The 26,573-nt window shown below is 38.8% G+C and carries 23 protein-coding genes; 1 reads left to right on the forward strand and 22 read right to left on the reverse strand.

Translation table 11 applies throughout. From position 1 onward, the window contains the following. Positions 1-369: 369 nt before the first annotated feature. From pknB to O3793_RS03355, 22 genes are all read right to left on the reverse strand, one after another. Positions 370-2,349, reverse strand: coding sequence for a Stk1 family PASTA domain-containing Ser/Thr kinase (gene pknB, locus O3793_RS03250; protein WP_371445606.1), 1,980 nt, complete (start codon positions 2,347-2,349; stop codon positions 370-372). Continuing rightward, a complete protein-coding gene (locus O3793_RS03255) occupies positions 2,346-3,095 on the reverse strand; it encodes a Stp1/IreP family PP2C-type Ser/Thr phosphatase (RefSeq protein WP_371445608.1) in 750 nt (249 codons plus the stop codon). The genes pknB and O3793_RS03255 overlap by 4 nt, the downstream gene beginning before the upstream one ends. A gap of 20 nt (positions 3,096-3,115) precedes the next feature. Further along, on the reverse strand, positions 3,116-4,438 hold the full coding sequence (gene rsmB, locus O3793_RS03260) for a 16S rRNA (cytosine(967)-C(5))-methyltransferase RsmB (RefSeq protein WP_371445610.1): 1,323 nt from the start codon (positions 4,436-4,438) through the stop codon (positions 3,116-3,118). Then, a complete protein-coding gene (fmt, locus tag O3793_RS03265; RefSeq protein ID WP_371445611.1) occupies positions 4,431-5,387 on the reverse strand; it encodes a methionyl-tRNA formyltransferase in 957 nt (318 codons plus the stop codon). Before fmt ends, rsmB begins: the two co-directional genes overlap by 8 nt. A 9-nt stretch (positions 5,388-5,396) precedes the next feature. Beyond that, on the reverse strand, positions 5,397-7,802 hold the full coding sequence (gene priA / locus O3793_RS03270) for a primosomal protein N' (protein ID WP_371445613.1): 2,406 nt from the start codon (positions 7,800-7,802) through the stop codon (positions 5,397-5,399). A 129-nt stretch (positions 7,803-7,931) separates the two neighbouring features. Continuing rightward, positions 7,932-8,147, reverse strand: a complete 216-nt coding sequence (gene rpoZ / locus O3793_RS03275) for a DNA-directed RNA polymerase subunit omega (protein ID WP_048712313.1) — start codon at positions 8,145-8,147, stop codon at positions 7,932-7,934. Between the two features lie 16 nt (positions 8,148-8,163). After that, the gene (gene gmk / locus O3793_RS03280; RefSeq protein ID WP_371445615.1) at positions 8,164-8,799 is read right to left on the reverse strand and encodes a guanylate kinase; all 636 of its coding nucleotides are present in this window, start codon (positions 8,797-8,799) and stop codon (positions 8,164-8,166) included. A gap of 198 nt (positions 8,800-8,997) precedes the next feature. Continuing rightward, positions 8,998-10,365, reverse strand: coding sequence for an MATE family efflux transporter (locus O3793_RS03285; protein WP_371445618.1), 1,368 nt, complete (start codon positions 10,363-10,365; stop codon positions 8,998-9,000). Positions 10,366-10,459: 94 nt separating this feature from the next. After that, the gene (locus O3793_RS03290) at positions 10,460-11,107 is read right to left on the reverse strand and encodes an HD domain-containing protein (protein ID WP_371445620.1); all 648 of its coding nucleotides are present in this window, start codon (positions 11,105-11,107) and stop codon (positions 10,460-10,462) included. After that, the gene (locus tag O3793_RS03295) at positions 11,104-12,093 is read right to left on the reverse strand and encodes a Gfo/Idh/MocA family protein (protein WP_371445622.1); all 990 of its coding nucleotides are present in this window, start codon (positions 12,091-12,093) and stop codon (positions 11,104-11,106) included. The genes O3793_RS03290 and O3793_RS03295 overlap by 4 nt, the downstream gene beginning before the upstream one ends. Positions 12,094-12,187: 94 nt before the next feature. Beyond that, positions 12,188-12,919, reverse strand: coding sequence for an alpha/beta hydrolase (locus O3793_RS03300; RefSeq protein ID WP_371445624.1), 732 nt, complete (start codon positions 12,917-12,919; stop codon positions 12,188-12,190). A gap of 291 nt (positions 12,920-13,210) precedes the next feature. Then, positions 13,211-15,058 (reverse strand): translational GTPase TypA, encoded by a 1,848-nt coding sequence (gene typA, locus O3793_RS03305; RefSeq protein WP_048784170.1) that lies wholly within the window; start codon positions 15,056-15,058, stop codon positions 13,211-13,213. Positions 15,059-15,246: 188 nt separating this feature from the next. Continuing rightward, a complete protein-coding gene (gene polA, locus O3793_RS03310) occupies positions 15,247-17,901 on the reverse strand; it encodes a DNA polymerase I (RefSeq protein ID WP_371445625.1) in 2,655 nt (884 codons plus the stop codon). A 140-nt stretch (positions 17,902-18,041) separates the two neighbouring features. Continuing rightward, positions 18,042-19,373, reverse strand: coding sequence for a UDP-N-acetylmuramate--L-alanine ligase (gene murC, locus O3793_RS03315; protein ID WP_371445626.1), 1,332 nt, complete (start codon positions 19,371-19,373; stop codon positions 18,042-18,044). A gap of 20 nt (positions 19,374-19,393) precedes the next feature. Continuing rightward, the gene (locus O3793_RS03320) at positions 19,394-20,200 is read right to left on the reverse strand and encodes a hypothetical protein (protein ID WP_371445627.1); all 807 of its coding nucleotides are present in this window, start codon (positions 20,198-20,200) and stop codon (positions 19,394-19,396) included. A gap of 16 nt (positions 20,201-20,216) precedes the next feature. Continuing rightward, positions 20,217-20,843: a YtpR family tRNA-binding protein gene (gene ytpR / locus O3793_RS03325; protein WP_371445629.1), complete on the reverse strand. Its 627-nt coding sequence runs from the start codon at positions 20,841-20,843 to the stop codon at positions 20,217-20,219. Positions 20,844-20,862: 19 nt separating this feature from the next. After that, positions 20,863-21,948, reverse strand: a complete 1,086-nt coding sequence (pepA, locus tag O3793_RS03330; protein ID WP_371445632.1) for a glutamyl aminopeptidase — start codon at positions 21,946-21,948, stop codon at positions 20,863-20,865. Positions 21,949-22,025: 77 nt separating this feature from the next. Then, positions 22,026-22,352 (reverse strand): PepSY domain-containing protein, encoded by a 327-nt coding sequence (locus O3793_RS03335; protein WP_048710056.1) that lies wholly within the window; start codon positions 22,350-22,352, stop codon positions 22,026-22,028. A 22-nt stretch (positions 22,353-22,374) separates the two neighbouring features. After that, positions 22,375-23,043, reverse strand: a complete 669-nt coding sequence (gene trmB / locus O3793_RS03340) for a tRNA (guanosine(46)-N7)-methyltransferase TrmB (protein WP_371445634.1) — start codon at positions 23,041-23,043, stop codon at positions 22,375-22,377. A gap of 14 nt (positions 23,044-23,057) precedes the next feature. Then, positions 23,058-23,861: a phosphotransferase gene (locus O3793_RS03345; protein ID WP_371445636.1), complete on the reverse strand. Its 804-nt coding sequence runs from the start codon at positions 23,859-23,861 to the stop codon at positions 23,058-23,060. Between the two features lie 109 nt (positions 23,862-23,970). Continuing rightward, entirely contained in the window at positions 23,971-25,203 is a 1,233-nt protein-coding gene (locus O3793_RS03350; RefSeq protein ID WP_371445637.1) for an ABC transporter permease, read from the reverse strand. Continuing rightward, a complete protein-coding gene (locus O3793_RS03355; protein WP_371445640.1) occupies positions 25,196-25,936 on the reverse strand; it encodes an ABC transporter ATP-binding protein in 741 nt (246 codons plus the stop codon). The genes O3793_RS03350 and O3793_RS03355 overlap by 8 nt, the downstream gene beginning before the upstream one ends. Positions 25,937-26,147: 211 nt before the next feature. On the opposite strand from O3793_RS03355, the gene O3793_RS03360 reads away from it, so the two are divergent. Then, positions 26,148-26,570 carry an HIT family protein gene (locus tag O3793_RS03360; protein ID WP_371445642.1) on the forward strand — a complete coding sequence of 141 codons (423 nt, stop codon included), beginning with the start codon at positions 26,148-26,150 and terminating at the stop codon, positions 26,568-26,570. The last annotated feature ends 3 nt before the right edge of the window (positions 26,571-26,573 follow it).

Genomic DNA, 26,573 nt, shown 5'->3' on the forward strand with positions numbered 1-26,573 from the left:
GCTCATTTTAATTACTGACTTATTGTATCTCTTTAAGAGATAAGAAATTGTTGTTTCTTCATCCTAAGATGAAGTCCCTACACATTTGGTTTGTCTTCTTTGTTCAGTTTTCAAAGGTCAATCGTTGTTTTGCAACAACTTCTATATCCTATCATAGGACATTTTTACTGTCAACAGATTTCATGTAACTTTTTCAAAGTTTTTTTGAAACTGTTTTATAAGCGAACGTTCGCTCAACAGTGATATTAATTTATCATAACTGATAACCAATTTCAACTGAAATGAATAAGAAAATTTTATATATTATATTCTTCTATAAAAATTCAAAAAAGAGCCTAGGTTACATGAACCTAGACTCTCATATATACTCTATTGTACGACTCCTGTATCGATTGCTACACCATCTCTTTTAATGATGTATTTACCACTTGGAACTTGATTGTTAAACGTAAAATCAATAGTTACACTTGTGGTTTCAGAAATCTTGAAAGTACGATACGCAGTATTCATATTATTGTTTGCATCTTGAATAAAGATTTCAACTGTATTTTGTTTTGCTCCCTGGGTATTTGACCCTGAGTTCGCATTATTATTGTTGTTATTATTTGTTTTCTTCGCTTCATAAGGAATCGTGAATTGGCGAGATACTACTCGTTCTCCTTTTCCTTTTGAGATGACAACTGTTAATGTATCACCTTTTTTAAGAGCTGTGCCTTCTGCTGGTGATTGTTTAATAACAGTATCTGCTGTTTCATTACTATTTTCTTCTGAAATTTGTAACTTCAAGCCATGTTCTTTCGCGTAGTCTTCAACGCCTGAACGCGAATAACCTTTTAAGTTGATTAACGTTACTGGCTCTTTTCCTTTAGATACGGTTAAAACCATTTTTGTATCTTTAGCGACTACTTTTTCACCTTTAGCAACACTTTGTTCCATTACCTTACCAGACTCTACAGTATCTGAATAACTTTCTTTCTTCTCTACTGCAATTCCTAGTTTTTGCAAGGCTGCTTTGGCTTCATCGAAAGTCTTGCCGGTATAATCTCCGACTTCAACGGTGTCTTTACCAGCACTTACTTTTAATACGACTTTAGATTTTTCTTTCACAGAACTTCCTGCCTTAGGGTTCGTCTCTACAACTTTCCCTTCTTCAACAGTGTCCGACTTCACTTTTTGCACATCTGACACTTCGAGGTTCGCATCTGCTAATTTTACTTTAGCATCTGCTTCAGTAAGGTTCGTTACATCCGGAACTTTTACGTCTTTTGGAGAAGTTTGAATAAATGCATAGATAGTTCCAGCACTAATGATGATAAATAGTAGCAATAAGATCCATGGCCATTTCTTTTTCTTCTTCTTTTTAGGTTCCTCTTGAACCACTTTCTTCTCTTCGTCAAATTGAATTTCAGGAACTTCCTTACTTGTTGCTGGTACCTTACGAGGGATTGGTCCTGTCGTAATTGGTTGCAACACCTTTGTTTCCTGACTGAAAGCAGTCGGTTTAAACATTGGCTCATGTAAACGTTCTGGATTTAAGCATGTTTGTAAATCTTCCAACATTTCGTCGCAACTACTGTAACGATCAAGAGGTTCTTTCGCTGTCGCCTTCAACACCACATTTTCTAAACTTTGTGGCACAGTTGGTAACATCTGTGAAATACGAGGAAGCGGTTCTTGGAAATGTTTCAACGCGATTGAAACTGCTGATTCTCCTTCAAAAGGTACTTCACCGACTAATAACTCATACAATACGATACCGAGTGCATAAATATCACTGCGGATTGTTGCCATTCCACCTCTTGCCTGTTCAGGAGATAAATAATGAACAGAACCAAGCAATGTATTCGTTTGTGTTAATGACGTTTCAGAAAGTGCAATCGCAATCCCAAAGTCCGTAATCTTCACATTACCTTCTCTATCAATTAAAATATTTTGAGGTTTGATATCGCGGTGAATGATTCGATTTTGGTGAGCGAGTTCAATCGCTGAAACGATTTGTGTCATAATACGAACGGCTTCACGTGGTGGAAGAGGTCCTCTCTCGCGAATGTACTTTTTCAAATCCGTTCCTTCAACGTATTCCATTACAATGTAATTCGTTCCGTCTTCTTCTCCAACATCATATACACTCACAATGTTTGGATGGACTAATTGTGTTGCTGATTGCGCTTCTCGTTGGAAACGTCTCATCGCCGCTTCATTTGTATGGAAGTCTAAGCGCAACACTTTTACTGCCACGGGTCTTTCTAGAATTAAATCTTGTGCTAAATATACAGTGGCCATTCCACCTGTCCCGATATGAGACTTGATTTTATAGCGACCACCAACTGTTTTTCCTGGTGCAATCATTCTTCTACCTCCTCCCTGGCAGTATATTTTGCAATCGCAACTGTAATGTTATCGCGACCGCCCGCTTCATTTGCAGCATCGACCGCTTTATTCGCTTGCGTTGTTACATCTGAATAATTCCCTAGAATTTCTTTAATATATTGATCTTCAACCATATTCGATAATCCATCTGAACATAGGAAAATCGTGTCTCCATTTTTTAGACTCACTCTTACAAAATCAATTTGAACATTGAGTGTAATTCCTAAAGACTGCGTTACAATATTTCTTTGCGGATGACTCTTAGCTTCTTCCTCTGTAATTTCCCCTGATTTAAGAAGCTCTTGCACGAGTGTATGATCTTCAGTTAATTGTTTAATTTGAAAATTGCGATACAAATAAGCACGGCTATCACCGACGTTTGCAATTAACAATTCAGAACCTATGATGACTGCTACAACAAGAGTAGTTCCCATTCCATCTAACTCACGATATTGATTCGCTTTTTGAAAAATACGATCATTTTCGGCCTGAATATTTTTAACGAGCCACTGATAAGCAGCTTCTGTATCCGTAATACTTTCTTCTTCCCAACGTTTTCCCAAATGCGATAATGCCATAGCACTTGCTACATCTCCAGCATTATGCCCACCAATTCCGTCACACACGACAATCATCGGTACGTTTTGAGTATTCAAAAAATATCCGGCAGCATCTTCATTTAAAGTACGTCTCTGGCCGACGTCACTCTTGATGGCTATCTTCATATTTTTCCTCCTGTTGCGAATTATTTTCTTACCATCCTTGCGATGAAAAATCCATCCGTATGATATTCATGCGGTAGAATAGTAAGCATCGGATTCTCCATTGTACAGCCAAATTCTTCGATTGGTTGTAACTCATATTCTGGATGTCCTTCTAAAAAGCTGTGGACTACTTCTTCATTTTCACCCTTGTTAATTGTACAAGTTGAATAGATGAGTTTTCCACCTTTCTTTACCATTGTAGCAATTGCAGACAAAATTTCCAACTGTATTTTTGTTAATTTTGTTAAATCTTCACTATTTTTTGTGTATTTTATATCTGGTTTACGACGCATCAAGCCCAATCCAGAGCATGGTGCATCCACAAAAACCGCGTCAAAGCTTTCTTCTTTAAATAGTTCGCCAACTTTTCTAGCATCAAGTGCATGAGTATGAATTCTGTCTTCTACTCCTAAACGTTTTGCGTTTTGATGAATCTTGCGTAATTTATTTTCATGTAAATCCAGCGCTTCTACAAGTCCGCCCTCTTTGGCTACTAAGTAACTTGCAAAATGAGTGGTTTTCCCTCCAGGAGCTGCACAAGTATCGAGCACTTTATCTCCATGGTGCAACCCTCCTACTTGAGCCACCAATGAGGAAGATTCATCTTGAACCGTTACGATTCCCTCTTTGAATGCTTTTGATTGCAGTAAATCCCCTTCTTCGACAATCACTGCGCGAGGAGACAACTTACTCGGCTGAACCGTTACGCCTTCTTCTTTTAGAAGAGTTTGTACTTCTTCAATCGACATATTCGGATTTTGAATACGCGCGCTTAAATGTGGCGCAATATTTAAACTTGGGAAAATTTCTCTAGCTTCTTCCCCATATTGTTCAAATAATAAATCTACAATCCAGCGCGGCATACTATATTCGACACTCAAGCGTTCCCGTTCATCTTTAATAGAAGAAACTCCATCGAATCCTGCTCGTTGCACATTTCTAAGAACACCATTGACGAATTTTGCAATTCCTTGATGGCCACGTTTCTTAGCAATCTGTACTGCTTCATAAATGGCTGCGCGATCTGGAATACGGTCAAGATACGCCATTTGGTATACAGTCATTCGTAGTAAACTGAGTACCCATAGTTCCATTTTCTTTTGTTTCTCGATAAATGGTTTTAAATAGAAGTCTAATGTCAATTTACGTTGAATAGTTCCATAGAACAATTCCGTTAATAACCCTCTATCTCTTGCATCCAATTGATGTTTTTGTAACACATTTTGAAATGCGACAGTCGAATACGCTTGATTCTTTTCTACATTCGTTAATAATTCTACGCAAATGTCACGTACATTACTCATGGTTTAACTCCTCAAAAATCGCATCATCCTTCAACCATTCTGAAAATCCATTCATAAATGCCTTCGCATCCATTTGAGCTTTTCCTGCTGGTTGAAGTCGTGTAATCTCAAGGACCGTTCCGCTTCCACAAGCCACATATAAACGTCCGCCTTCTACAAATAAGCTTCCTGGTGTTTTAGCCGTTTGTTTATCCGTTAAAGCAACACCCCACATCTTCACACGGTTCCCATTTAAAATCGTAAAAGATGTTGGCCATGGACGTAATCCACGAACGAAGCAATCTACTTCACTCGCTGTTTTATTCCAATCAATTTGCTCTTGCTCTCTTGAAATATTTGGAGAGAACGATACTAGTGCTTCGTCTTGCTCTACTTCAGTAATGGTTCCAGCAAATAGCGCTGGTAAAGTTTCAATCAATAAGTCTGCTCCAACAACGCTTAATTTTTCAAACATACTAGCAACGTCATCTTCACCAGTAATTGGGATGGCGCGTTGTGAAATAATCGCACCCGCATCCATCTTCGCAACCATTTGCATAATCGTTACGCCTGTTTCTTTATCCCCATTCATAATTGCATAATGGATTGGCGCTCCTCCACGATATTTTGGCAAGAGTGACGCGTGAACGTTCACCGCACCAAAACGTGGGAAGTTTAAAAACTTCGTTGGCAAGAATTGACCATAAGCTGCTGTTACAATTAAATCTGCATCTAGTTGCATCAACGCTTCCAATTCCTGCGACCCACTTAATTTTTCAGGTTGATAGACAGAAATATCATGCTCCAATGCCACTACCTTCACAGGAGTTGGTGTAATCACCTTCTTACGTCCAACTGCACGGTCTGGTTGTGTGACAACGGCAATCACTTCAACTGTTTCATCATCAATTAATCGTTTCAAAACACCTGTTGAAAACTCAGGCGTCCCCATAAAAATAACTTTCTTCATTTTTCACCTCTATAAGAAATGTTGTGGTTCCATATCAATCGTCATGAGTAATTTCTTCGAACCCACTTCTTGTGTTTCCATCATCAGCTGTTCAAGAAACTCTTGCAGTTGCGGTTCGTTTTTATATTTCACAATAATTTGGAAATAATAACGATTATTCATTCGCGCAATCGATTTCGCAGTTGGTCCTAGTACAACTGCATTCGGCGACACTTTCGCCTTCAACGCCTTATGCACTTCAACGGCTTTCTTCAACGCCACCCCTTCTTCTTCACTAGAGAAAGTAATCATCGTTGTAAAGAAGTACGGTGGATAGTTGGCCATATGACGCATCCGCATCTCTGTTTCAAAGAATCGTTCATATTGATGGCCTTGCGCTAATTGAATCGCGTAGTGAGTCGGGTTATAAGTTTGGATAAATACTTCTCCTGGCTTATCCCCACGCCCTGCACGACCTGATACTTGAGTCAGTAGTTGGAATGTTTTTTCCGAGCTTCTAAAGTCAGGAATATTCAGCGCCGTATCCGCATTAATCACTCCAACAAGCGTTACGTTTGGATAATCGAGACCTTTTGCAATCATTTGCGTTCCAATTAAAATGTCGGCTTCTTGATTCTCGAACTGTTTCAGAATCGCTTCGTGTTGTCCTTTACGTCTTGTCGTATCCACGTCCATTCGCACAATGCGAGCATCCGGGAATACTTCTTGCAATTCTTCTTGTACCTTCTGCGTTCCTGTTCCAAAATAACGAATTTGTCGACTATGACATTTCGGACAGAAATTAGGGATATGTTCTTCATGACCACAATAGTGACATTTCATACTTCTTGTATCCATATGAAGCGTTAATGAAATATCGCAATTTGGGCATTCCAGTACCGTTCCACAATCACGACAAAGTACAAATGAAGAATATCCACGTCGGTTTAAGAGTAAGACACTTTGCTCTCCTAGTTCTAATCGCTTTTCGACTGCATCTAGCAATGTCTTCGAAAATGATCCTTTTTGATGAACGAATTCTGTTCTCATATCAATCAAATGAACTTCTGGCAAAAGTTGCGCCCTTGCACGCTTCGTTAATCGTAGAAGTGTATACACTCCCTTTTGTGCACGCGCACGGGATTCAAGACTTGGAGTCGCACTTCCTAACACCACTGGACAGTGATGATATTCCCCACGCCAAATCGCGACATCGCGAGCATGGTATCTTGGAGATTCATCTTGTTTATACGTTGCTTCGTGTTCTTCGTCTAAAATAATAATTCCGATGTTGTCTAATGGAGCAAAAACTGAAGAACGAGCACCTACCACAATGTCTGCTTCTTTATTCTTAATCTTACGCCATTCATCGTATTTTTCACCGACACTTAGCCCACTATGAAGCACCGCCACTCGGTCTCCAAAGCGTGACTTAAATCGGTCTACCATTTGAGGAGTCAATGCAATTTCTGGGACGAGCATCATCGCGCTCTTTCCTTTTTCAATCACTTCCCCAATCCATTGTAAATACACTTCTGTTTTCCCAGAACCTGTTACACCTTCTAACAAGTATACTTTCGATATTTCGGTATCGATAGATTCTTCTTTCACTCGGTCAAACGCGACTTGTTGTTCAGGATTTAACTGAAATGGAGCACTTTTCTTAAAGACTCTTCCTTTATAAGGATCACGGTTCACTTCTTTTTGAACAATCGTAATCCAATTACGTTCTACTGCGAATTTTAAATCAGCTGTTATGAAATCCGTATCCTCTAAGAAACGTCTCTTTTCGATTTCCATCACTTCCATCGAAGCTAGTGTTTTTAAGAGCGCTACTTTTTTCTTCGCACGCGCAGAGATTGTAGGGATATACTCCTCGTATTCTTTCATCACGTAATTCAATCGGATCCAGTCTTCTGTCTTTACCTTGGCACGGTCTTTGACAAGTGTCTCGATGACCACTGCGCCTTCTTTTTTCAACTTCATCAATTGTTTTAAATAATCTTGCGGCAGGTCATCGGTATAAAGCAATGTAGTTTCGTAATGGAAAATTTCTCGGAATACATCTTCATAGTCTTTCGGATTCACTAACACAAATTGTTTTTCATAATTGGATTTCAACATCGCTGGAAGCATCGTTTGATAACATTGAATAAGGAAGGCATGAACCTTCTTCGATAAATACGCTCCAAGCTCTATCATCTCTGGTGACAAGACGGGATCTAAATCCATTAAATGCAAAATATCTTTTACTTCTCCGTCAAAATCTACTTCGTCACTAAGTGCTAGTACGAATCCAGAAATACTACGTCCACCAAACGGAACTGCAACACGCATCCCTACTTCAATACTCTCTTGTAAATTTTCTGGGACATGATAATCAAACGGTCGATTCACTTGAATGACTGGAACGTCAACGATTACTTTTGCATACATCTTCTCACCTCCAAAATAGTTTTACTACTCATTATACCATAATGCACTTTAATTTGTTGTCGCTTGCTCTACACTACTAAACTACGAAAACAAAAAAGCCAAGGGAGTATCCCTTGACTATAAATTTGATTATACGTGTTCTGGTTTGCTGTCTTCACGGATTGTTAAGTCACCCGCAACAACTTCTTCCAACGCACGACCTACGTTTTTATGTGATTCGTAGTGTTCTAACATTGGTGGTTCATGGTGGTGTAACTCATGTGCACGTTTGCTTGATAAAATAACTAATGAATATTTTGAATCGATTTTTTTCAATAATTTATCGATTGATGGATATAACATCATAATAGATTCCCTCTTTCTACTCTTCGTCTAAAATTTCTTCTAATTCATCTTCGAACTCTTCAATGCTTTCCAAGTTTCTTTGGATGCGTAAATGTTCTGTTTGAATAATTGCTTCGATTTGTCGAACCGCATTTTCTACTTTGTCATTCACAACAGAGTAATCATAATACTTCATCAAACCAAGTTCTTCTCTTGCAACCTTCATACGGTTTTTAATTACTTCGTCTGAATCTGTTCCACGGTTTACGATGCGAGATTCTAGTTCATGCAAATCAGGCGGCGTTAAGAAAATAAACACCCCATCCGGCATTGCTTCACGTACTTGAAGCGCCCCTTGAACTTCAATTTCTAAGAATACATCTTTCCCTTTGTCTAATGTTTCTTGCACATAATCTAAAGGCGTTCCATAATAATTCCCTACGTACTCTGCGTATTCTAATAATTTTTTATTCGCAATCATCTCTTCAAATTCTTCTCTTGATTTGAAGAAATAATCTTTTCCATCCACTTCACCTGGTCTTGGCTTACGAGTCGTTGCGGATACTGAGTACACAAATTCTTGATTGTCTTTTGCAAAAATTGCTGCACGAACTGTTCCCTTACCGACACCTGAAGGTCCAGATAAAACGATTAATAAACCTTTTCTTGCCATAATCGTTTGAAAACTCCAATCTCTTTACATCTTTTTACTATAGTATCACAAACACTATTCTCTCAACAACCAAAAGTATTGTAAATTCAATAAAAAATCATTATCCATCTGTTTTCTTTCGATTTTCTATAATTTCAGTAAACTACTCCACACGATTTATGCTCAAAACAAAAAGGCTGGAAAATTCCAGCCTTTCCTTTATGCAATTCGAATATTTTTCCATCGTCCACTTCTAAATCGAAGGAGAATAATCATGTCCCTGATAAATTGGTCGATAAAGACTGCATACCATGCACCAGCAAGTCCCCATCCAAAGAAGTTTACAAATACATATCCTACACTCAATCGAATGACGCATGATCCAATGAAAATGGCAATGAGTGGCCATACTGTATCTCCTGCCCCACGCAATGCTCCAGAAGTAATCAATTGATGACTTTGGAACGGTTGAACGAACGCAACGATGGATAAAGCAATAACGGTATTTTGAATAATTTCCACGTTATCCGTATACATCCCTGCTAAAAATGTTGCACCAAAATAGATTGAAGCAGACATCATAACCGCTAACGTTAACCCGATGCGCTGACACATTTTGGTATAGCGCTCTGCTAATTTCTCATCTTTAGCTCCAAGCGATTGCCCCATCAGTGCCGAAGCTGTAATCCCGAATGCTTGAGCTGGAGAGTATGATAGAGAAAGTACATTCAGAGCAATTTGGTGAGCCGCATAAACATTATTTCCTAGTCCTGAAACAATCTTCAAGAACATGATAACTCCAAAACGTAGTGCCAGTTGTTCTAATGCTGTTGGAATTCCGATACGTACTAAATCGTGCATCACTTCCACCCTAAATTCAAATTTTTCCTTAAAATCGAGTTTTAGAACACTTTTTCCTGATAAAATATAACGTACATTTAACACCATCGCGATTAAATTCGATGCAGCTGTAGCAATCGCCGCTCCTGTAACGCCTAATGCCGGAAAGCCAAACATCCCGTAGATTAAAATGGCATTTCCTAAAACATTACAGCTATTGGCTATAATATTATTCTTCATCGGAATTTTGGTTTCACCAATCCCTCGAAGCGCTGCTGTTACAGTAAACGATAATGATTGGAAGATAAAACCAATTGTGACAATTCTAAAGTAGTCCACACCGACATTAATAACTGTCGCATCTCCCCCAAGTAAAGATAAGATTTCCGGGGCGAAAATCAGCATCAATATTGCCGTTGGCATCACACAAAATACCATCGCAAGAATCATTACATGCTTAAGGATGCTTCCCATACGATTGTATTTTTTTGCTCCAAAATATCGAGCAATAATCGCAGTCCCACCGACATTTAATGCCTGAATCAAACTTAGTCCAAGAAACATTGGTTGGTTTGTCATCCCAACTGCAGAAACAGCTGCAGCAGTATCCCCTGGGATTTTACCCACCATCATCATATCGACCATTCCAAAGAGTGCACCAAGAAGCACTTCCACAAATACCGGCCATACAATCACAAATATATTTTTTCGAAGTTCTTTATTCGTAAGTTGTTGCTCTACTTCCACGCAACCAATCCTCTCACTTTAAAATGTAGTTACTATTTTACACCTGTTTCTCTTACAAAACAAATAAGCGACAAAAAATTTTGTCGCTTATTGTCTATCGTTTTCCATCCCATTCGGCATAAAATTGCTTTAAATACAGTTCTAAAAATTCATGCCGCCCTTTCGCCAATTCATTACCATATTTGGTATTCATCAAATCTTTTAACTTCAGTAATTTTTCATAGAAGTGCATAATAGCTGTCGATTCACCGTTTCGATATTCTTCAGGCGTCAAGTTTTCACGTGGCTTCATTTCTGGTTTGTGAATTGACCTTCCTGTACTTCCAGAATAACACATCACTCTGGCAATACCGATAGCTCCAATAGCATCCAATCTATCAGCGTCTTGCACCACTTTTCCTTCAAGAGAGAGTTCTTGCTTCTCCTGATGATTCTTAAACGACATTCTCGTAATAATCGACACAATAGCTTCAATTTGTTCAGGAGTCACTTCGATTGAAGTTAGAAATTTTTTCAATTCCTTCAACGCATCTGCTGGATTTTGGACAATTTTATCGTCGATCACATCATGTAGTAGCGCTGCGGCTTCACAGATAAATAAATCTGCTCCTTCGGCTTTTGCAATCGTCTTTGTTGTATTGACGACTCTTTCAATATGCGACCAATCATGCCCCGAAGTATCTGAGTCGAGCACTCTTTTAGCATATTGTTCCATCGCTTTTAATTGTTCTTGTTGCTTCATACTTCCTCTTCCTCTTCCTCAGGATACTTGATGCCCCATTCACGTCGTAAGTCGGTCATGATTTTCATCACATCGACCGTATATTCTAGATGCATGTGGTCTACTCCTGTATCGATTGTTGACTCCATATCGAGTACTTCATAGGCTAAGGCATCTAGTCCTAGTTCATCTTCAAAAGTTTCAACGTGTCCATCTTCTGTATAAGTAATCGTCGCTTTATGTGCTCGTGGATAATCGACAATCTCAATATACCCTTTGTCGTAAGCAATCACTCCGCGTTTTGGTTGTTTAGCATGGAGCGTCATCGTGACAGTTGCCATTTCTCCAGCATCATTTGTCAAAACGATTCCAGCTTGTTCATCCACACCCGTTGGCGCTAATTTCACTTGAGAAACCATCGAACTAGGAGCTTCACTCATGAAATAGCGAATACAAGACAGAGCGTATACACCGATATCAAGCAATGCCCCTCCTGCTAGATTGCGATTGAAGAAACGATTCGTCATATCATAATCTTTATAGCTACCAAAGTTCATTTGAATCATGCGAAGCTCACCCAATTTTTCAGTTGCTTTTCTTAATTGTTTATAGACTGGCATATGGTACAGCGTCATCGCTTCAGCCAAAATAACATTATTTTCTTTAGCGAGTTGCAACGCTTCTTCCAACTCTTCACTGTTTAGCGTAATTGCCTTTTCACATAATACGTGCTTCCCAGCGGCTAATGCTTTTCGTAAATAGTGAATATGAGTGTTGTGTGGTGTTGAAATATAAATAATATCCACTGCAGGATCTGTAAAGACATCATCAATTGCATCGTATACTTTTTCAATACCATATTTTTGGGCAAATTTCACGGCATTCTCATAGGTGCGATTGGCAACTCCATATAGTTTTCCATTTAAAGATTCCATTGATACGGCTAATTCATTCGCAATAACGCCAGTTCCGATAGTGACCCAGTTCTTTGTTACTTTTTGTTGCATACACTCTACCTCCAAAATTCGTTACTTTCATGATACCTGCCGTGGTGTGAAAACTCAACTCTGGCGTACAAAAAAAGCTAGACCGAAGCCTAGCTTAATGTGTTACGATAAATTGTTTAATCAATTGAATGAGTTGTTTTTGTTGCTCTTCGGCACTCATTGTCGCCTCACCATCACCCTTTTGCTGACCATAAAGTCCAAATCCACTATGATTCCCACCTTCAATGACTGTATAGAGTGTAGACTCTGGCAACCGAGCTTTGGCATCTTCATATTTCTCTTGTTTCAAAATTTTATCGTTCGAAGCCGTAATGGATAATACAGGAATTTGTGTTTCACTGATATCCGTACTCTGATCTGGATAACTTGCTAGTAAAATTAACCCGGCAACTTGACCCGTCTCGTTCAATTTTTTCGCTTCAATCGTCGAAACAACTCCACCTAGAGAATGCCCTCCGACAAACACTTTATCCAAGTGCTCTTCTTTTACAATCGTTGCCATCGTCCCATTATCTAACACTGGTAAATTCAACTGAGAGGAAATAATGTACACTTCGATTCCTTCTTTAGCGAGTCCATCCGCAAGTTTTGCATAAGCTTGCGGTTCAACTAATGCACCCGTATAAAATAAAAGCGTTCCTTTCTTTTCGCCAGTCACCTCAAAATGAGTCCAGTTGTTTTTCTGTTCAAACGCAGCAATATTCCATGTTTCTTGTGCCTCAGGAGTCGCTCGATATGTAAACATTTGAATCAATCCTAGAGCCAATAAAATAAATGCAAATAGGACTCCAAAAACTCCGTACATGATTTTTCTTTGTTTTGTCATCTGTCATCTCTTCTCTCTATAAACCTTACCACTATAGGATACTACAACTGTATGTAAAAACACAATACACCTAATACAAGTGATACCGTATACGGTATCACTTAAATTTCAAAATCGAAATGCTCATCAGCAAGTTTTTACCATTTTAACGTTAATGTACATATTAAACTCATAGAACAAGAAAGAAGTTGATATTACAGATAACAATGGGATTACCGTTCGCGTTTCATTAAACTATTAAAAACAACTAAAAAAGGCGGATGCAATGCATCCACCTTTTTACAATTCAGATTAATTTTCTGCTTCGGCTTGTTTTTTACGTTTATTTGCTTTTTCACGTTCGCCTTTATTTAGAATTTGTTTTCTTAAACGAATTGTTTCTGGCGTAATTTCGCAGTATTCATCATCTGATAAGAATTCTAATGACTCTTCAAGAGATAATTTCTTAGGAGTCTTGATAACTGAAGTTTGGTCTTTTGTTGCTGAACGAATATTTGTTTGTTGTTTTGCTTTCGTAATATTAACCGCTAAGTCATTTTCACGAGAGTGTTCCCCAACAATCATTCCTTCGTAAATTTCAGTACCTGGCTCAGTGAAAATTACACCACGTTCTTCAACACCCATAATTCCGTATGTTGTTGCTTTACCTGTATCTGTTGAAACAAGTGCCCCATTACGACGTCCGCCGATGCTTGTTGGAATGTATGGTAAGTATTGATCGAATGTGTGGTTCATAATTCCGTAACCACGTGTCATTGATAAGAATTCAGTTGTATATCCTAATAATCCACGAGCTGGAACTAAGAAGACAATACGAACTTGTCCGTTATCATTATGTTGCATATCTTGCATTTCACCTTTACGGTTACTTAAAGATTCGATGATTGAACCCATGTACTCTTCAGGAGTATCGATTTGTACACGTTCAAATGGTTCACATTTCACGCCATCGATTTCTTTGATGATTACTTCTGGACGAGATACTTGTAATTCGTATCCTTCACGACGCATGTTTTCGATAAGAATTGATAAGTGTAATTCCCCACGTCCTGATACGATCCATGCATCTGGTGAATCAGTTGGTTCAACTTTAAGAGATACGTCTGTGTGTAATTCACGCATTAGACGTTCTTCAATCTTACGTGCTGTTACAAATTTACCTTCACGTCCTGCAAATGGTGAGTTGTTCGTCAAGAATGTCATTTGTAATGTTGGTTCGTCAATGTGTAATACTGGTAAGCTTTCATGTGTATCTACTGGAGTTACTGTTTCTCCAACGAAGATATCTTCCATACCAGATACAGCGATTAAATCCCCTGCTTTTGCTTCGTTAATTTCTAAACGATTTAATCCGAAGAAACCAAACAATTTAGTAACACGGAAGTTTTTCTTTGTACCGTCTAATTTTAATAGTGTTACTTGGTCCCCAACTTTGATTGTTCCACGGAAGACACGTCCGATACCGATACGTCCAACATAGTCATTATAGTCTAATAATGATACTTGGAATTGTAATGGTTCATCTGAGTTATCTACTGGTGCTGGGATATGTTCGATAATGGTATCGAATAAGTAATCCATTGTTTTTTCTTGGTCCGCTGGGTTATCTGATAAACTTGAAGTTCCGTTTAATGCTGAAGCATAAACTACTGGGAATTCTAATTGATCATCATCGGCACCTAATTCGATGAATAATTCTAATACTTCATCGACTACTTCTTCTGGGCGAGCAGCGTCACGGTCGATTTTGTTTACAACAACGATTGGTGTTAAATGTTGTTCTAATGCTTTTTTCAATACGAAACGAGTTTGAGGCATTGTACCTTCATACGCATCCACTACAAGAACTACACCGTCTACCATTTTCATGATACGTTCTACTTCTCCACCGAAGTCCGCGTGTCCTGGTGTATCCATGATATTGATACGAGTTCCTTTATATTGAACGGCTGTATTTTTCGCTAAAATAGTAATACCGCGTTCACGTTCGATATCGTTTGAGTCCATTGCGCGTTCTGATAATTCTGTACGTGCATCTAATGTATCTGATTGTTTTAATAATTCATCCACAAGTGTTGTTTTACCGTGGTCAACGTGGGCGATAATAGCAATATTGCGAATATCATTTCTTAATTTCATGTATTTCCTCCATTGATTGACAAAATGAAAGTGATGGAATATGAACGCTAAAAGAGCCCTTCCATCACCTAAACTTCTTCTCTTAACTCAAAAAGTATACTACAAAAACGCTATAAACTCAAAAGATAAAACACAACGGGCATCTCTAACTTACATTTGTTAAGAAGAGATGCCCATTCTATTTTTAGTTATTTTGCTTCAAACCAGTTGTCACCGACATTGCTATCTGCTCGTAGTGGAACTTTCAAGCTCACGGCATTTTCCATGACTTCTTCTACTAAGCTTTGAAGGCTTTCTAGTTCCTCTTGTGGCACTTCGAAAATCAACTCATCGTGCACTTGCAATAATAGGTTTGCTTTGAATTTACGTTCTCTCATTTCACGGTCCAATTCAATCATCGCCATCTTCAAAATATCTGCGGCACTTCCTTGGATTGGTGAGTTCATCGCTGTACGTTCGGCAAATGAGCGTAAATTAAAGTTACTTGAATGAATATCTGGCAAGTAGCGACGACGGTGGAATAATGTTTCCACATAATCTTTCTCACGCGCATCTTTCACAACAGATTCCATAAAGTCTTTTACCCCTTGGAACTCTTCCAAATAACGGTCGATAAATTCTTTGGCTCTTTTACGGGAAATATTCAAGTTTTGCGATAATCCGTAATCACTAATTCCATACACAATCCCAAAGTTTACGGCTTTAGCTTGGCGACGCATTTCACTCGTTACATCGTCTGGGTTTGTAATTCCAAACACACGCATTGCCGTATTGGTATGAATGTCGACATTATTTTTGAACGCCTCAATCATATGTTTATCTCCAGCAATATGTGCTAACACACGCAATTCAATTTGTGAGTAGTCACTAGATAGAATCTTCCAATCGTCATGCTCTGGTAAGAACGCGTAACGGATGCGACGTCCCTCTTGTGTTCGAATTGGAATATTTTGTAAGTTTGGATCGACCGAGCTAAGACGACCTGTTTGTGTTAAGTTTTGGACAAAACGCGTGTGAATCTTGCCGTCTTCTTGAATATACGCTTGCAGTCCTTCTACATACGTTGAATTTAATTTCGCTAATTGACGATATTCTAAAATCAACTCTACGATTGGAGCTTGGTGCGCCAATTTTTCCAAAACATCTACCGCTGTTGAATAGCCAGTCTTCGTTTTCTTGATGACTGGTAAGCCCATCTTTTCAAATAAGATGACACCGAGTTGTTTGGTCGAATTAATATTGAACTCTTCCCCAGCTAGTTCGTAAATTTCTTGTTCGATTTCTTTTAGACGCGCTTCGAATTCCACACCCATCTCAACCAAACGTTCTTTATCGACGCGAATTCCTTGAATTTCCATACGTGCTAAAATATCACTCACTGGTAATTCCATTTCCCAATAAAGATGTGTTTGTTCATTTTCTTCAAGTCGTTTCAATAGTTTTTCAGGCGCCACAGCAATCGTATATACTTTTGCAGCTAAATGCTGATTCCAAACTTCTTGATCTTCAGGGATTTGGATTTTTACGCCTTTGCCATAGACGGCTTCATCACTGGCAAGAATCGTCACATCGACACGACGCGCCACATCGCTAATCTCTTTCACGATATCATTTGTGTCCACTAGATACGCAAGAAGTGACACATCATATTTCGCACCCTCTAACACCAAACCGAAACGGTGCGCGAGTACTTTTGCTGCTTTTGTATCAAATAAATGTTTTTCGATTGATGCATCCGCAAGCCATTTCTTGAAAGCTTCTGAAGCAACGGCCGTATTTAAATCAGTCACGAAGACTTCTTTTTCATTTCCGAAGGCAACGGCAATCACATCTGCCACATGATAGTTCGCTTCAAGCGTCTCAAAATGCACACTTGTTGCGCCTTTAAGCATGTCTTCAGTAATCTCTGACACACGTGTTACGTTTGGGCGCTCCGCTTTTGGTGCTTCTTCTACAGTAGTCGCACCTGAATTTAATAGGTCTGTTTGGAAAGAATTGAAGTTCATTTCCTTATAGAATGCCATCAACGCTTCCACATCTTGTTCCTTACGAAGTGTATCCTCTAGCGTGATTTCAAGAGGCGACTCCACATTGATACATGCGAGTTTCTTACTTAAAAAGGCTAGCTCTTTGTCATTGATTAAGTTATCTTTCAACTTACTTTTCTTCATTTCATCGACATGTTCATAGATTCCTTCTACGCTGCCAAATTCTTGAAGAAGTTTCACGGCTGTCTTTTCACCGACTTTAGTAACACCAGGGTAGTTGTCGGAAGAATCTCCCATTAATCCCTTCATGTCGATGATTTGTTCAGGCGTTAATCCATATTTTTCAAAAATCACTTCAGGAGTGTACTCAACTAGTTCCGTTACTCCTTTTGTTGTAATTTTGACTGTGATATTATTGTCAGCAAGCTGAATTAAGTCTTTATCTCCTGAAAGAACCACAACTTCATAGCCTGCAGTTTCCCCTTGTTTTGCAAGAGTACCGATAATATCATCGGCTTCGTATTGGTTTAGACGGTAATGAGGAATTCCCCATGCATCTAAAAGCACATTAAAATAAGGCATTTGTTCGATAAATTCACCTGGAGTTTTCGAACGTCCCCCTTTATAATCTGCATACATTTCAGTACGGAAAGTCGTCTTTCCAGCATCCCATGCAACGAGTACATGAGTCGGTTTTTCAGAGTCTAAAATGGACTTAAACATACGGTGAAATGAATAGAGTGCATTCGTATGTAAGCCATTCGAGTTTTTAAAACGATTTAAATCTAAAATTGAGAAAAATGCGCGGAATGCTAAGCTGCTTCCGTCTACTAATAATAATTTTGGTTTTGCCATAATATGCCTCCTAATTTGTCATTACCAGTGTAACAAATAAACAATCCTATGAACACTAAAAAGAGCGGTATCCCTTCGTCTTCAATACTAAGATGCACACAAAAAGGCCTGGCAACTGCCAGGCCTGAATGAATCAATCTTTAGTTTTGTGTTGGAGATGTATTTGATAAGAGTTTTTCATAAGCAATCTCATATTTTTGAACGTCCCCTGCTCCCATAAACACGATTACTGCGTCTTTATAGTTTAATAATGGAGATACATTATCAAGAGGTAATACTTTCGCGCCACCTTTAACCAGTTTTGCTAAGTCTTCGATAGAAACATCCCCTGCTTCTTCACGAACAGATGCAAAGATATCACATAAGTATACGTGGTCCGCAAGTGATAACACTGCCGCAAACTCTTCTAAAAGCGCGATTGTACGAGTGAATGTATGTGGTTGGAAGACCGCTACCACTTCTTTTTCTGGATATTTTTGACGTGCCGCATCTAATGTTGCACGAATTTCAGATGGGTGGTGAGCGTAGTCATCGATGATTGTCACGCCGTTAATTACTTTTTCAGAGAAGCGACGTTTTACTCCACCGAAAGTACTGAATTGCTCAGCTAATTCATTACGATCTAAACCGTTTAAGTAGTAGAATGCGATAATCGCTAATGCATTAAGGATGTTGTGGTCTCCATATGTTGGAATATAGAAATGACCATATAATTCGCCTTTAATATACGCATCAAAGTAGCTTCCGCCTTTTTCTTTACGGATATTTTTAGCAATCACATCATTGTTTTCACCAACACCGTAATAAGTAACTGGCACGATGGCATCTAATGTACGTAATCTTTCATCATCTCCACAAGCGATGATTCCTTTTTTCACTTGTTTACCAAATGCTTCAAAGGCACTTTGAACATCTTCGATATCTGTATAGTAATCAGGATGGTCAAAGTCAATGTTTGTCATAATCGCATAGTCTGGACGGTACGCCATAAAGTGACGTTTATATTCACAAGCTTCTAAAACGAAGTACTCTGAATTCTCAATCCCTTTACCAGTTCCATCACCGATAAGATAGCTTGTTGGCTCCATTCCACTTAACACGTGAGATAATAGCCCTGTTGTACTTGTTTTACCGTGTGAACCAGTAATGGCAACACTCTTATATCCTTTTAACAATTCGCCTAAGAATTTGTGATAACGAACGACTTCAACGCCTTTTTCACGCGCAGAAACTAATTCTTCATGGCTATCTGGAAATGCATTCCCTGCAATGACAACTTGTCCTTCTTTAATATTGTCAGCGCTAAATGGTAATAATGTAATTCCAGCTTCTTCCAATCCTTTTTGAGTGAAGAAGTATTGTTCTAAATCTGACCCTTGCACTTTATAGCCTTCCCCATGTAATACTAAGGCTAATGCGCTCATTCCTGATCCTTTTATCCCCGTAAAGTGATAAATCTTACTTTTATCCATTTTTTCTCCTCGCTTTTCTACTACTGTTTTTTCGGATGAACATATGGCAACTGACGTTCATGTTGCTCCTGTTCCATAATCATCGATAACGATTTTTTCATCGCGCGTCTTTGTTTGCCCGTAAGTGGTTTTTCCGGCGCTTTTCGTCTTTCAACTTTTGTCTCTGGTAACCCTTCTAACAAGGATTCTTGCACGACTTCAACATCTGATTCTTGTTTGCGTTTAAAGGCTGGAACATAGCCTTTTGTTGCGAAAACTTGGCTTTGTACTGGTTTCTCATAAGAGGTGCCATTGTACTCCTTCAAACGTTTTTCGATCGTATCTTCTTGCTCATCAACCGATACCAATAAAGCTTCTTCTTTTTCGAATAAAATCAAGTCCGTACTATTTGGCAATAACTCATTTTCTAATTCGCGATAAGAAACTTTTGGTGTCTCTTCTTGTTCAAAACCTCTAGTACTCGAAGGTACCGTACTTGGTTTGAAAGGTTTGCGTTGATTCGTATTCAAATAAGAAGTCCAATCTACACGCGGTTTATATTTTTGATGACCTTCCGTCGCTTTTTCCTTAAATGAACGGAATTGCGCGGGTAATTGATGCTCCTCTTTTTCAATCGGTTGTAAGAGTGCTGCATCAGGTCGCTCATCAAAAGGTAGGGATTCTTGTGGAGTCGCATCTTTTCTTGTTGCATCAACTCGCGTCATTTCTTCAACGACTTGATCTTCAAAACTTTGACCTTGCTTCAAGTAGTTTGGAAAAGTAGTCTTTTCACGTCTTGATTGCAAAGAAGCGAATGAATCGTTTTTCTCGTTAAATGGTTCATTCATGACTCCCTATCCTCCTTTATTGTAAGTTTAATGATTTAAATGGCGTTCCAACAGGAGTCGCATCATCTAATACTAAGATTCCTTTTTTCGCTGGTGCATTTTCTAATCCTAATTCACGCGCTGAGCAAAGCATTCCATAACTTGCAACTCCGCGTAACTCTCCAGCCCAAATGATAGCGCCACTTGGCATTACTGTACCAGGTTTTGCAACGACCACTTTTTGTCCTGCTTTCACATTTGGTGCTCCGCAGACGATTTGTAACACTTCAGAGTCACTTACTCGTGTCATTGTTACGTGTAAGTGGTCTGAATCTTCATGATCTACGCAACTTTCAACGTATCCAACAACGAGTGCATCTTCCGGTGTTAAATCTAAAGAAGAAACATCAAATCCAGCTTTTTCAATTAAACCTTTCACAACTTCTTGTTGCTCAGGAGTTAAGATTTGTTGTCCATCTTCTTCAAACGAAATCACTTCAGAAATCTTTTCAATATTATATCCTAGAACTGCTTTTGACTCACGAACAAAGACTTGAGTCACATTCCCTTTTTTATCATAGTCAACGTCGTAACGGTTTGCAGTTCCGCTTGTTAATAATAACGTATCGCCGATTCCCTTTTTGTTATAAAAACTTAACCACATATAATGTACCTCTTTATTCTTAATTTGTTCTTCCGTCTAAAATAGTGTTCACTGTGCTACGATCTAATGCACGGATTGTTTGGATAACCATTTCACGTGCTGCTTCGTAGTCTTTAATTGAGAACATTGTTTGGTGTGTATGAATATAACGAGCACATACCCCAATCACTGCACTAGGAACTCCTTGATTCATTAAGTGCGCTTTACCAGCATCTGTTCCACCTTGAGAAACAAAGTATTGGAACGGAATGTTATGTGTTAATGCAGTATCTTCTAGGAATTCTTTCATACGAGGAAGAGTCACCATACCTGGGTCTAAAATACGTAATAAGAATCCTTGGTCTAAGTGTCCAAACGTTTCTTTTGAACCATTAATATCATCTGCTGCTGAGCAGTCTACAGCGAAGAATAAATCAGGATTGAACTTCGTCACACTTGGACCTGTTCCACGTAATCCGACTTCCTCTTGCACGTTCGCTCCAGCGATTAATGTGTTTGGTAATTCCTCATCTTTAACGGCTTTTAACGCTTCAAGAACGACTGTACATCCATAACGGTTATCCCAAGATTTAGAAATCATGCGTTTCTTATTGGCAGTCCAAATGGTTTCTACATCTGGAACAATTGTATCTCCAGGACGGCAACCATATTCAAGCGCCTCTTCACGTGAAGTGAATCCAGCATCGAATAAAATATCGGTTACTTTCACAGCAGATTGTTGACCACCAGCTGCGCGTAAGAGATGTGGTGGGATTGAAGAAGAAATAATTGGATAGTCTCCATTACGAGTTAATAAAGTAAAACGTTGTGCTGAAACCACGTATGGGTTCCATCCACCTAAAGGACTTACTTTAAACATTCCGTTTGGAGTGATATTTGTTACCATGAAACCAACTTCGTCCATGTGTGCCGCAATCATAATGCGTGGTGCATCTTCTTCTTTGCTCTCACGAACCCCAAAAATGCCGCCAAGACCATCTTGTTCAATGCGGTCTACTAAAGGTGTTAATTCACTTCTCATAAAGTCGCGAATACGACCTTCATGTCCACTAGTCCCTTTCATTTGTGTTAACGTTTTGATTAATTGTTCTGTTTTGGCTTCCATTGTATCCTCTTCTTTCCTACTTCTATAAAACATCTTATAAACGCGCCAAAAGCTGGAGGAACTCCAGCTTTCTTTGATTATCCAATTTTGTATAAATCAATAACGGCTCCTGTTTTTGCATCTGCATAAAATTCGTATTGGACTAGTTCATTATCTTCTTTACGAGTAACCCCGCCATAATAAACTTCCCCATAAAATTCTGGGCTATCCACGAATACAGGTTCCATCTCAATCCAAGAGCCTTCGATAGTACCTACTACTTGAAATAATTTACGTACATTTTGAACAATAACATCTCCATTGACGTTTCTACGTTCAAACCATTTTGAAGTGACCCATGCTCCAATAACAGCACCCGCTGCTAGAAGGAAACTTGCACCTTTGAAACTATTTTTTGATTCCATATGAATCAGGCTCCTTTATTTGTTATTCAGGTTGTTTAAAAGCTTTTCTATCTTGTGGGAAAATCACTTCCACACGATAAATCGGATGACCTTTTGCTGAAAATTTCTCTTCATATTCTGTCATCACATTTCCTGGAAATTCCACTTGATGTAAGTCTAACCAAACTTGTTTTAACACAAGTCCAAATTGCGAGAATGAAGCAAGGCTGTATTCAAACAATCCTCGGTTATCTGTCTTGAAGTGTAATTCTCCAAATGGTGGTAAAACTTTTTCATATCCGACTAAGAAACTCTCATGAGTCAAGCGACGTTTTGCATGACGTTTCTTTGGCCATGGATCTGAGAAGTTTAAGTAAATTTGGTCTACTTCACCATCTTCGAAGTAATCCGTTACTTGTCCACCGTTCACATGTAATAATTGTAAGTTTGGAACATCTGCTGCAAGAGCTTTTTCAAGCGCGACCACTAGGACACTTTCTTGAATTTCAATTCCAATATAGTTAATGTTTGGGTTTTGTCGAGCCATACCGCTCACGAATTGGCCTTTCCCAGAACCAATCTCGATATGGATTGGATTGTTATTGCCAAAACGCTCATGCCATCTTCCCTTCCACTCTGCTGGATCTTGGATGACCATTTCTGGATGAGCCGCTAAAGCATCTTTTGCCCAAGGTTTATTTCTTAATCTCAAAGTCTAACTCCTGTCTATTCTTCTGTGGTTTTTCCAATACGATTATTGTAAATCGATTTCACCAAAAGAATTTTCTCATTCATTTCAAGGTAACGTCCCTCAAAGTGCGATTTTTTAATATAATTCAAGCAATTCATTAAGGCATACCATTCAATTCGTTGATAAATATTTGTAGACAGTTGTAATCCATACATATCAAGCCATTCACCCCATTGATGAACAGGAATGTATTGCGTCAAGATCATTGTCAAATCAGAAACCGGATCGGCAAGGCGAACCATTTCCCAATCGACAAGGTAGAGCTTTTCGTCTTCAGATAACATAAAGTTACGACGATCAAGGTCCCCGTGACAAACGGTTTTTCCAACTTCGCTAACAAGCGGAATTGTTTCAATTAAGTAATTTAATACTTCGCTTAAGAAACGGTGGGTTTGTAATCCTGACTGTAAATTATTTAAATATTCATCGATGAATTTTTGAGTGCTATACTCTTCACCTTGAATTTGTTGTAACATTTGTAAAAGATTTGGGGATTGGTGAATCTGTTTTAACAGCTCAATGACTTCGACGGACCCCATTTCTTCCTTAGTGAGGGATCTTCCAGACAACCATTCTTGAGCTGTAATGACATCACCATTACCCGCACGTTTGGTCCATATTAACTTAGGAGTGATACCTTCACCCGATAGCACCGCTAAAAACGGTGAAGCATTTCTCTTTAGAAATACACGTTCATGGTCTTTTACTCCCATGTACGCTTGACCGGTGTCCCCACCAATTGGATGGAGATCCCATCCTGAGTCCATGTTATATTCCATCTATTCCATCCCTAACGACAAATTCTGTTTCCTTTAATAAATCTATTCTTTTATTTTATGGTTTTATGCCATTTGAGTCAAGTTTGTGTGCTACTTTTAGCCTACAAACTTAAATTTTTCTTCTCTTCTTAAGAAATCGATACCGTAAATAAAACTGTGTAAATAAAATTCCAAAAATCGGATAGAAAACAATTCCTACTAAACCAATCAATTCGCGCATGCCAATTGCAGAAGAAATCCCAAGTACGACACCGGATGCGACCATCGTCATCATGAGAACCGATAAATCATCCTTAAGTCGAGTATTACTATCCACTAAAGAAGCAAAATGACTATTTTGCGTATTCGCGCTTTGAATCACTCCTACCAGTTGGAAGCCTAAAAGCATCACAAGTAACGCGTTTACGATAAAGTTCCAATAATACGGCTGCGAGAATAACGCCACTACAAAGCTCACGACTGCCAGTTGCAATAATAAACTCATGTATTGACTTGTTCGAATGACTGTACGACTTACTAAATAGCGATGCCCACTAGGTTGATTTCCAACAAGCATCTTCAATACGCCATCGAGATAAGTTCGACGATGTGCATGAGGTTTATGCAACATTGGTACATCGACAAATAAGGCAAATAAACGATAAATACGTTGTTGTCTTTCTAATTCCATTTCAATCATTTTATCAAATTGGTATACAAATGCTGCTTTCCCATAATATTGTTCGACAAAAATACTTAGAAGTACTGGAATAACTAATAATACAATTGACCAACCTTCAGAAATCCATAAAAACATTCCAAAGAAGTTCGCAACTGCAATCATGTAAATACCGAGTTTTTCCATCCATGTAAAATGAAGTACTCCACGGTAAGCGTATTTCGTACAACGGAATAACAAGTCTTTAAAGAACACTTGTAATAGGAATAATTTAACGAACATACTTAAATTCGTTCCAAAAGCTTGCGCCACAATTGGAAAAATGATTCCTGTCGAAGCCAACATCACAAGTATCGGAAGCATCCAACTTCGACGAATGGCTTTTTGTAAATACGCCTTAAAGTCTTGTCCTACTACCGATAAAAAGATTCCATCAGCTGGTTCGAGTAACGTTGCTACTCCACCAAAGAATGGAACACTCGCTAGTAAAGTTCCAAGCAATCCTAACAATGGTAATTCCAACACACGAATCGATTGAATCCAACTCGAGTATTGCACCATGATAAAGCCAAATAAGAAAAATAAAACAATCAAGAAATGGTCATTCAGTACATAACGCATATACTTCATGCTTTTCTTTTGATATTTTCTTACTCGAGTTTCAAAAAGCTCTGCACTATTCATCGGCATCGTCCCCTGTCGTTAATGCAAAGTAGATTTCCTCTAAAGAAGATTCTTCAATATTCGAAGAGGCGCGTAAGCCTTCGATATCGCCTTGAGCAATCACTTTTCCTTCGTGTAATACGATGAAACGATCGCAATACTTCTCAGCAGTATCTAATACGTGAGTCGACATTAAAATCGCTGCACCCTTTTCTTTTTTCTCTTTTAAGACCTGAAGTAAAGTACGAATCCCTAGTGGATCGAGCCCTAAGAATGGTTCATCGACCACATAGACGGGTACATCTAGCATTAACGCACAGACGATTAATACTTTTTGCTTCATCCCTTTTGAGAAATACGCTGGGAACCAATCCAATTGCTTCGTTAAACGGAACGCTTCTACAAGTTCCATCGCATGAGCCATTGTTTTTTCGTTCATTTGATGATACGAACGAGCCACAAATTCAATGTGCTCTCTAAACGTTAATTCTTCATAGAGAACTGGACTTTCTGGAATAACCGCAATTGATTGACGGTAGCCACGTTGGTTTTCGAGAATACTTAGTTTTTCTACTTCCACTCTTCCGCTAAAAGGTGTCAGCTGCCCAATAATCGTTTTAATCGTTGTACTCTTTCCGGCACCATTCAGCCCGATAAGTCCACAAATTTCTCCTGGATTCACATCAAAAGTAATATCCGTAATGACAGGAACTTTCGTATATCCTGCAGTCACTTTGTTTAATTGTAGTGTCATATAGATTCTCCTATCTAACTATTCTCCTTATTATACCATAAAGCCAAAAAAGTGTGAAAGAACGCGGAATAAGTGCACTTTTCTTATTCAAGTATAGAACCCTCGAACAATTCCGCCTCTAAGAACTAAATAACAGCTCTCCGTCCTGAAAGCCTTTCATTTTACAGCATTTTTTGATACCATAGAGGTACGAACTCAAGGAGGAAACACCATGACAGATTGCATTTTTGACAAAATTATTAATAAAGAAATTCCAGCACATATTGTGTATGAAGATGACGTAGTACTTGCGTTCCTCGATATTTCGCAAGTAACACCTGGACACACACTGGTTGTTCCAAAAAAACACGTAGCAAATATCTTCGAATATGATGAAGACTTAGCAAGCGCGGTATTTGCACGTATTCCTAAAATTGCACGTGCCGTTCAAGCATCAAACCCAGATATTAAAGGATTAAACATTTTAAGTAATAACGGGGAGTTGGCCTACCAAAGCGTCTTCCATTCTCACATCCACTTAATCCCACGCTATACAAATGAAGATGGCTTTGGATTAAAATGGCACCCGACTAACCCAAGTTCAGAAGTATTAGCAGAAATCGCGCAGTCAATTCGCGAACAAATGGAGGCATAATCA

The sequence above is a fragment of the Granulicatella sp. 20925_1_28 genome, assembly GCF_041433575.1.
Classification (GTDB): domain Bacteria; phylum Bacillota; class Bacilli; order Lactobacillales; family Aerococcaceae; genus Granulicatella.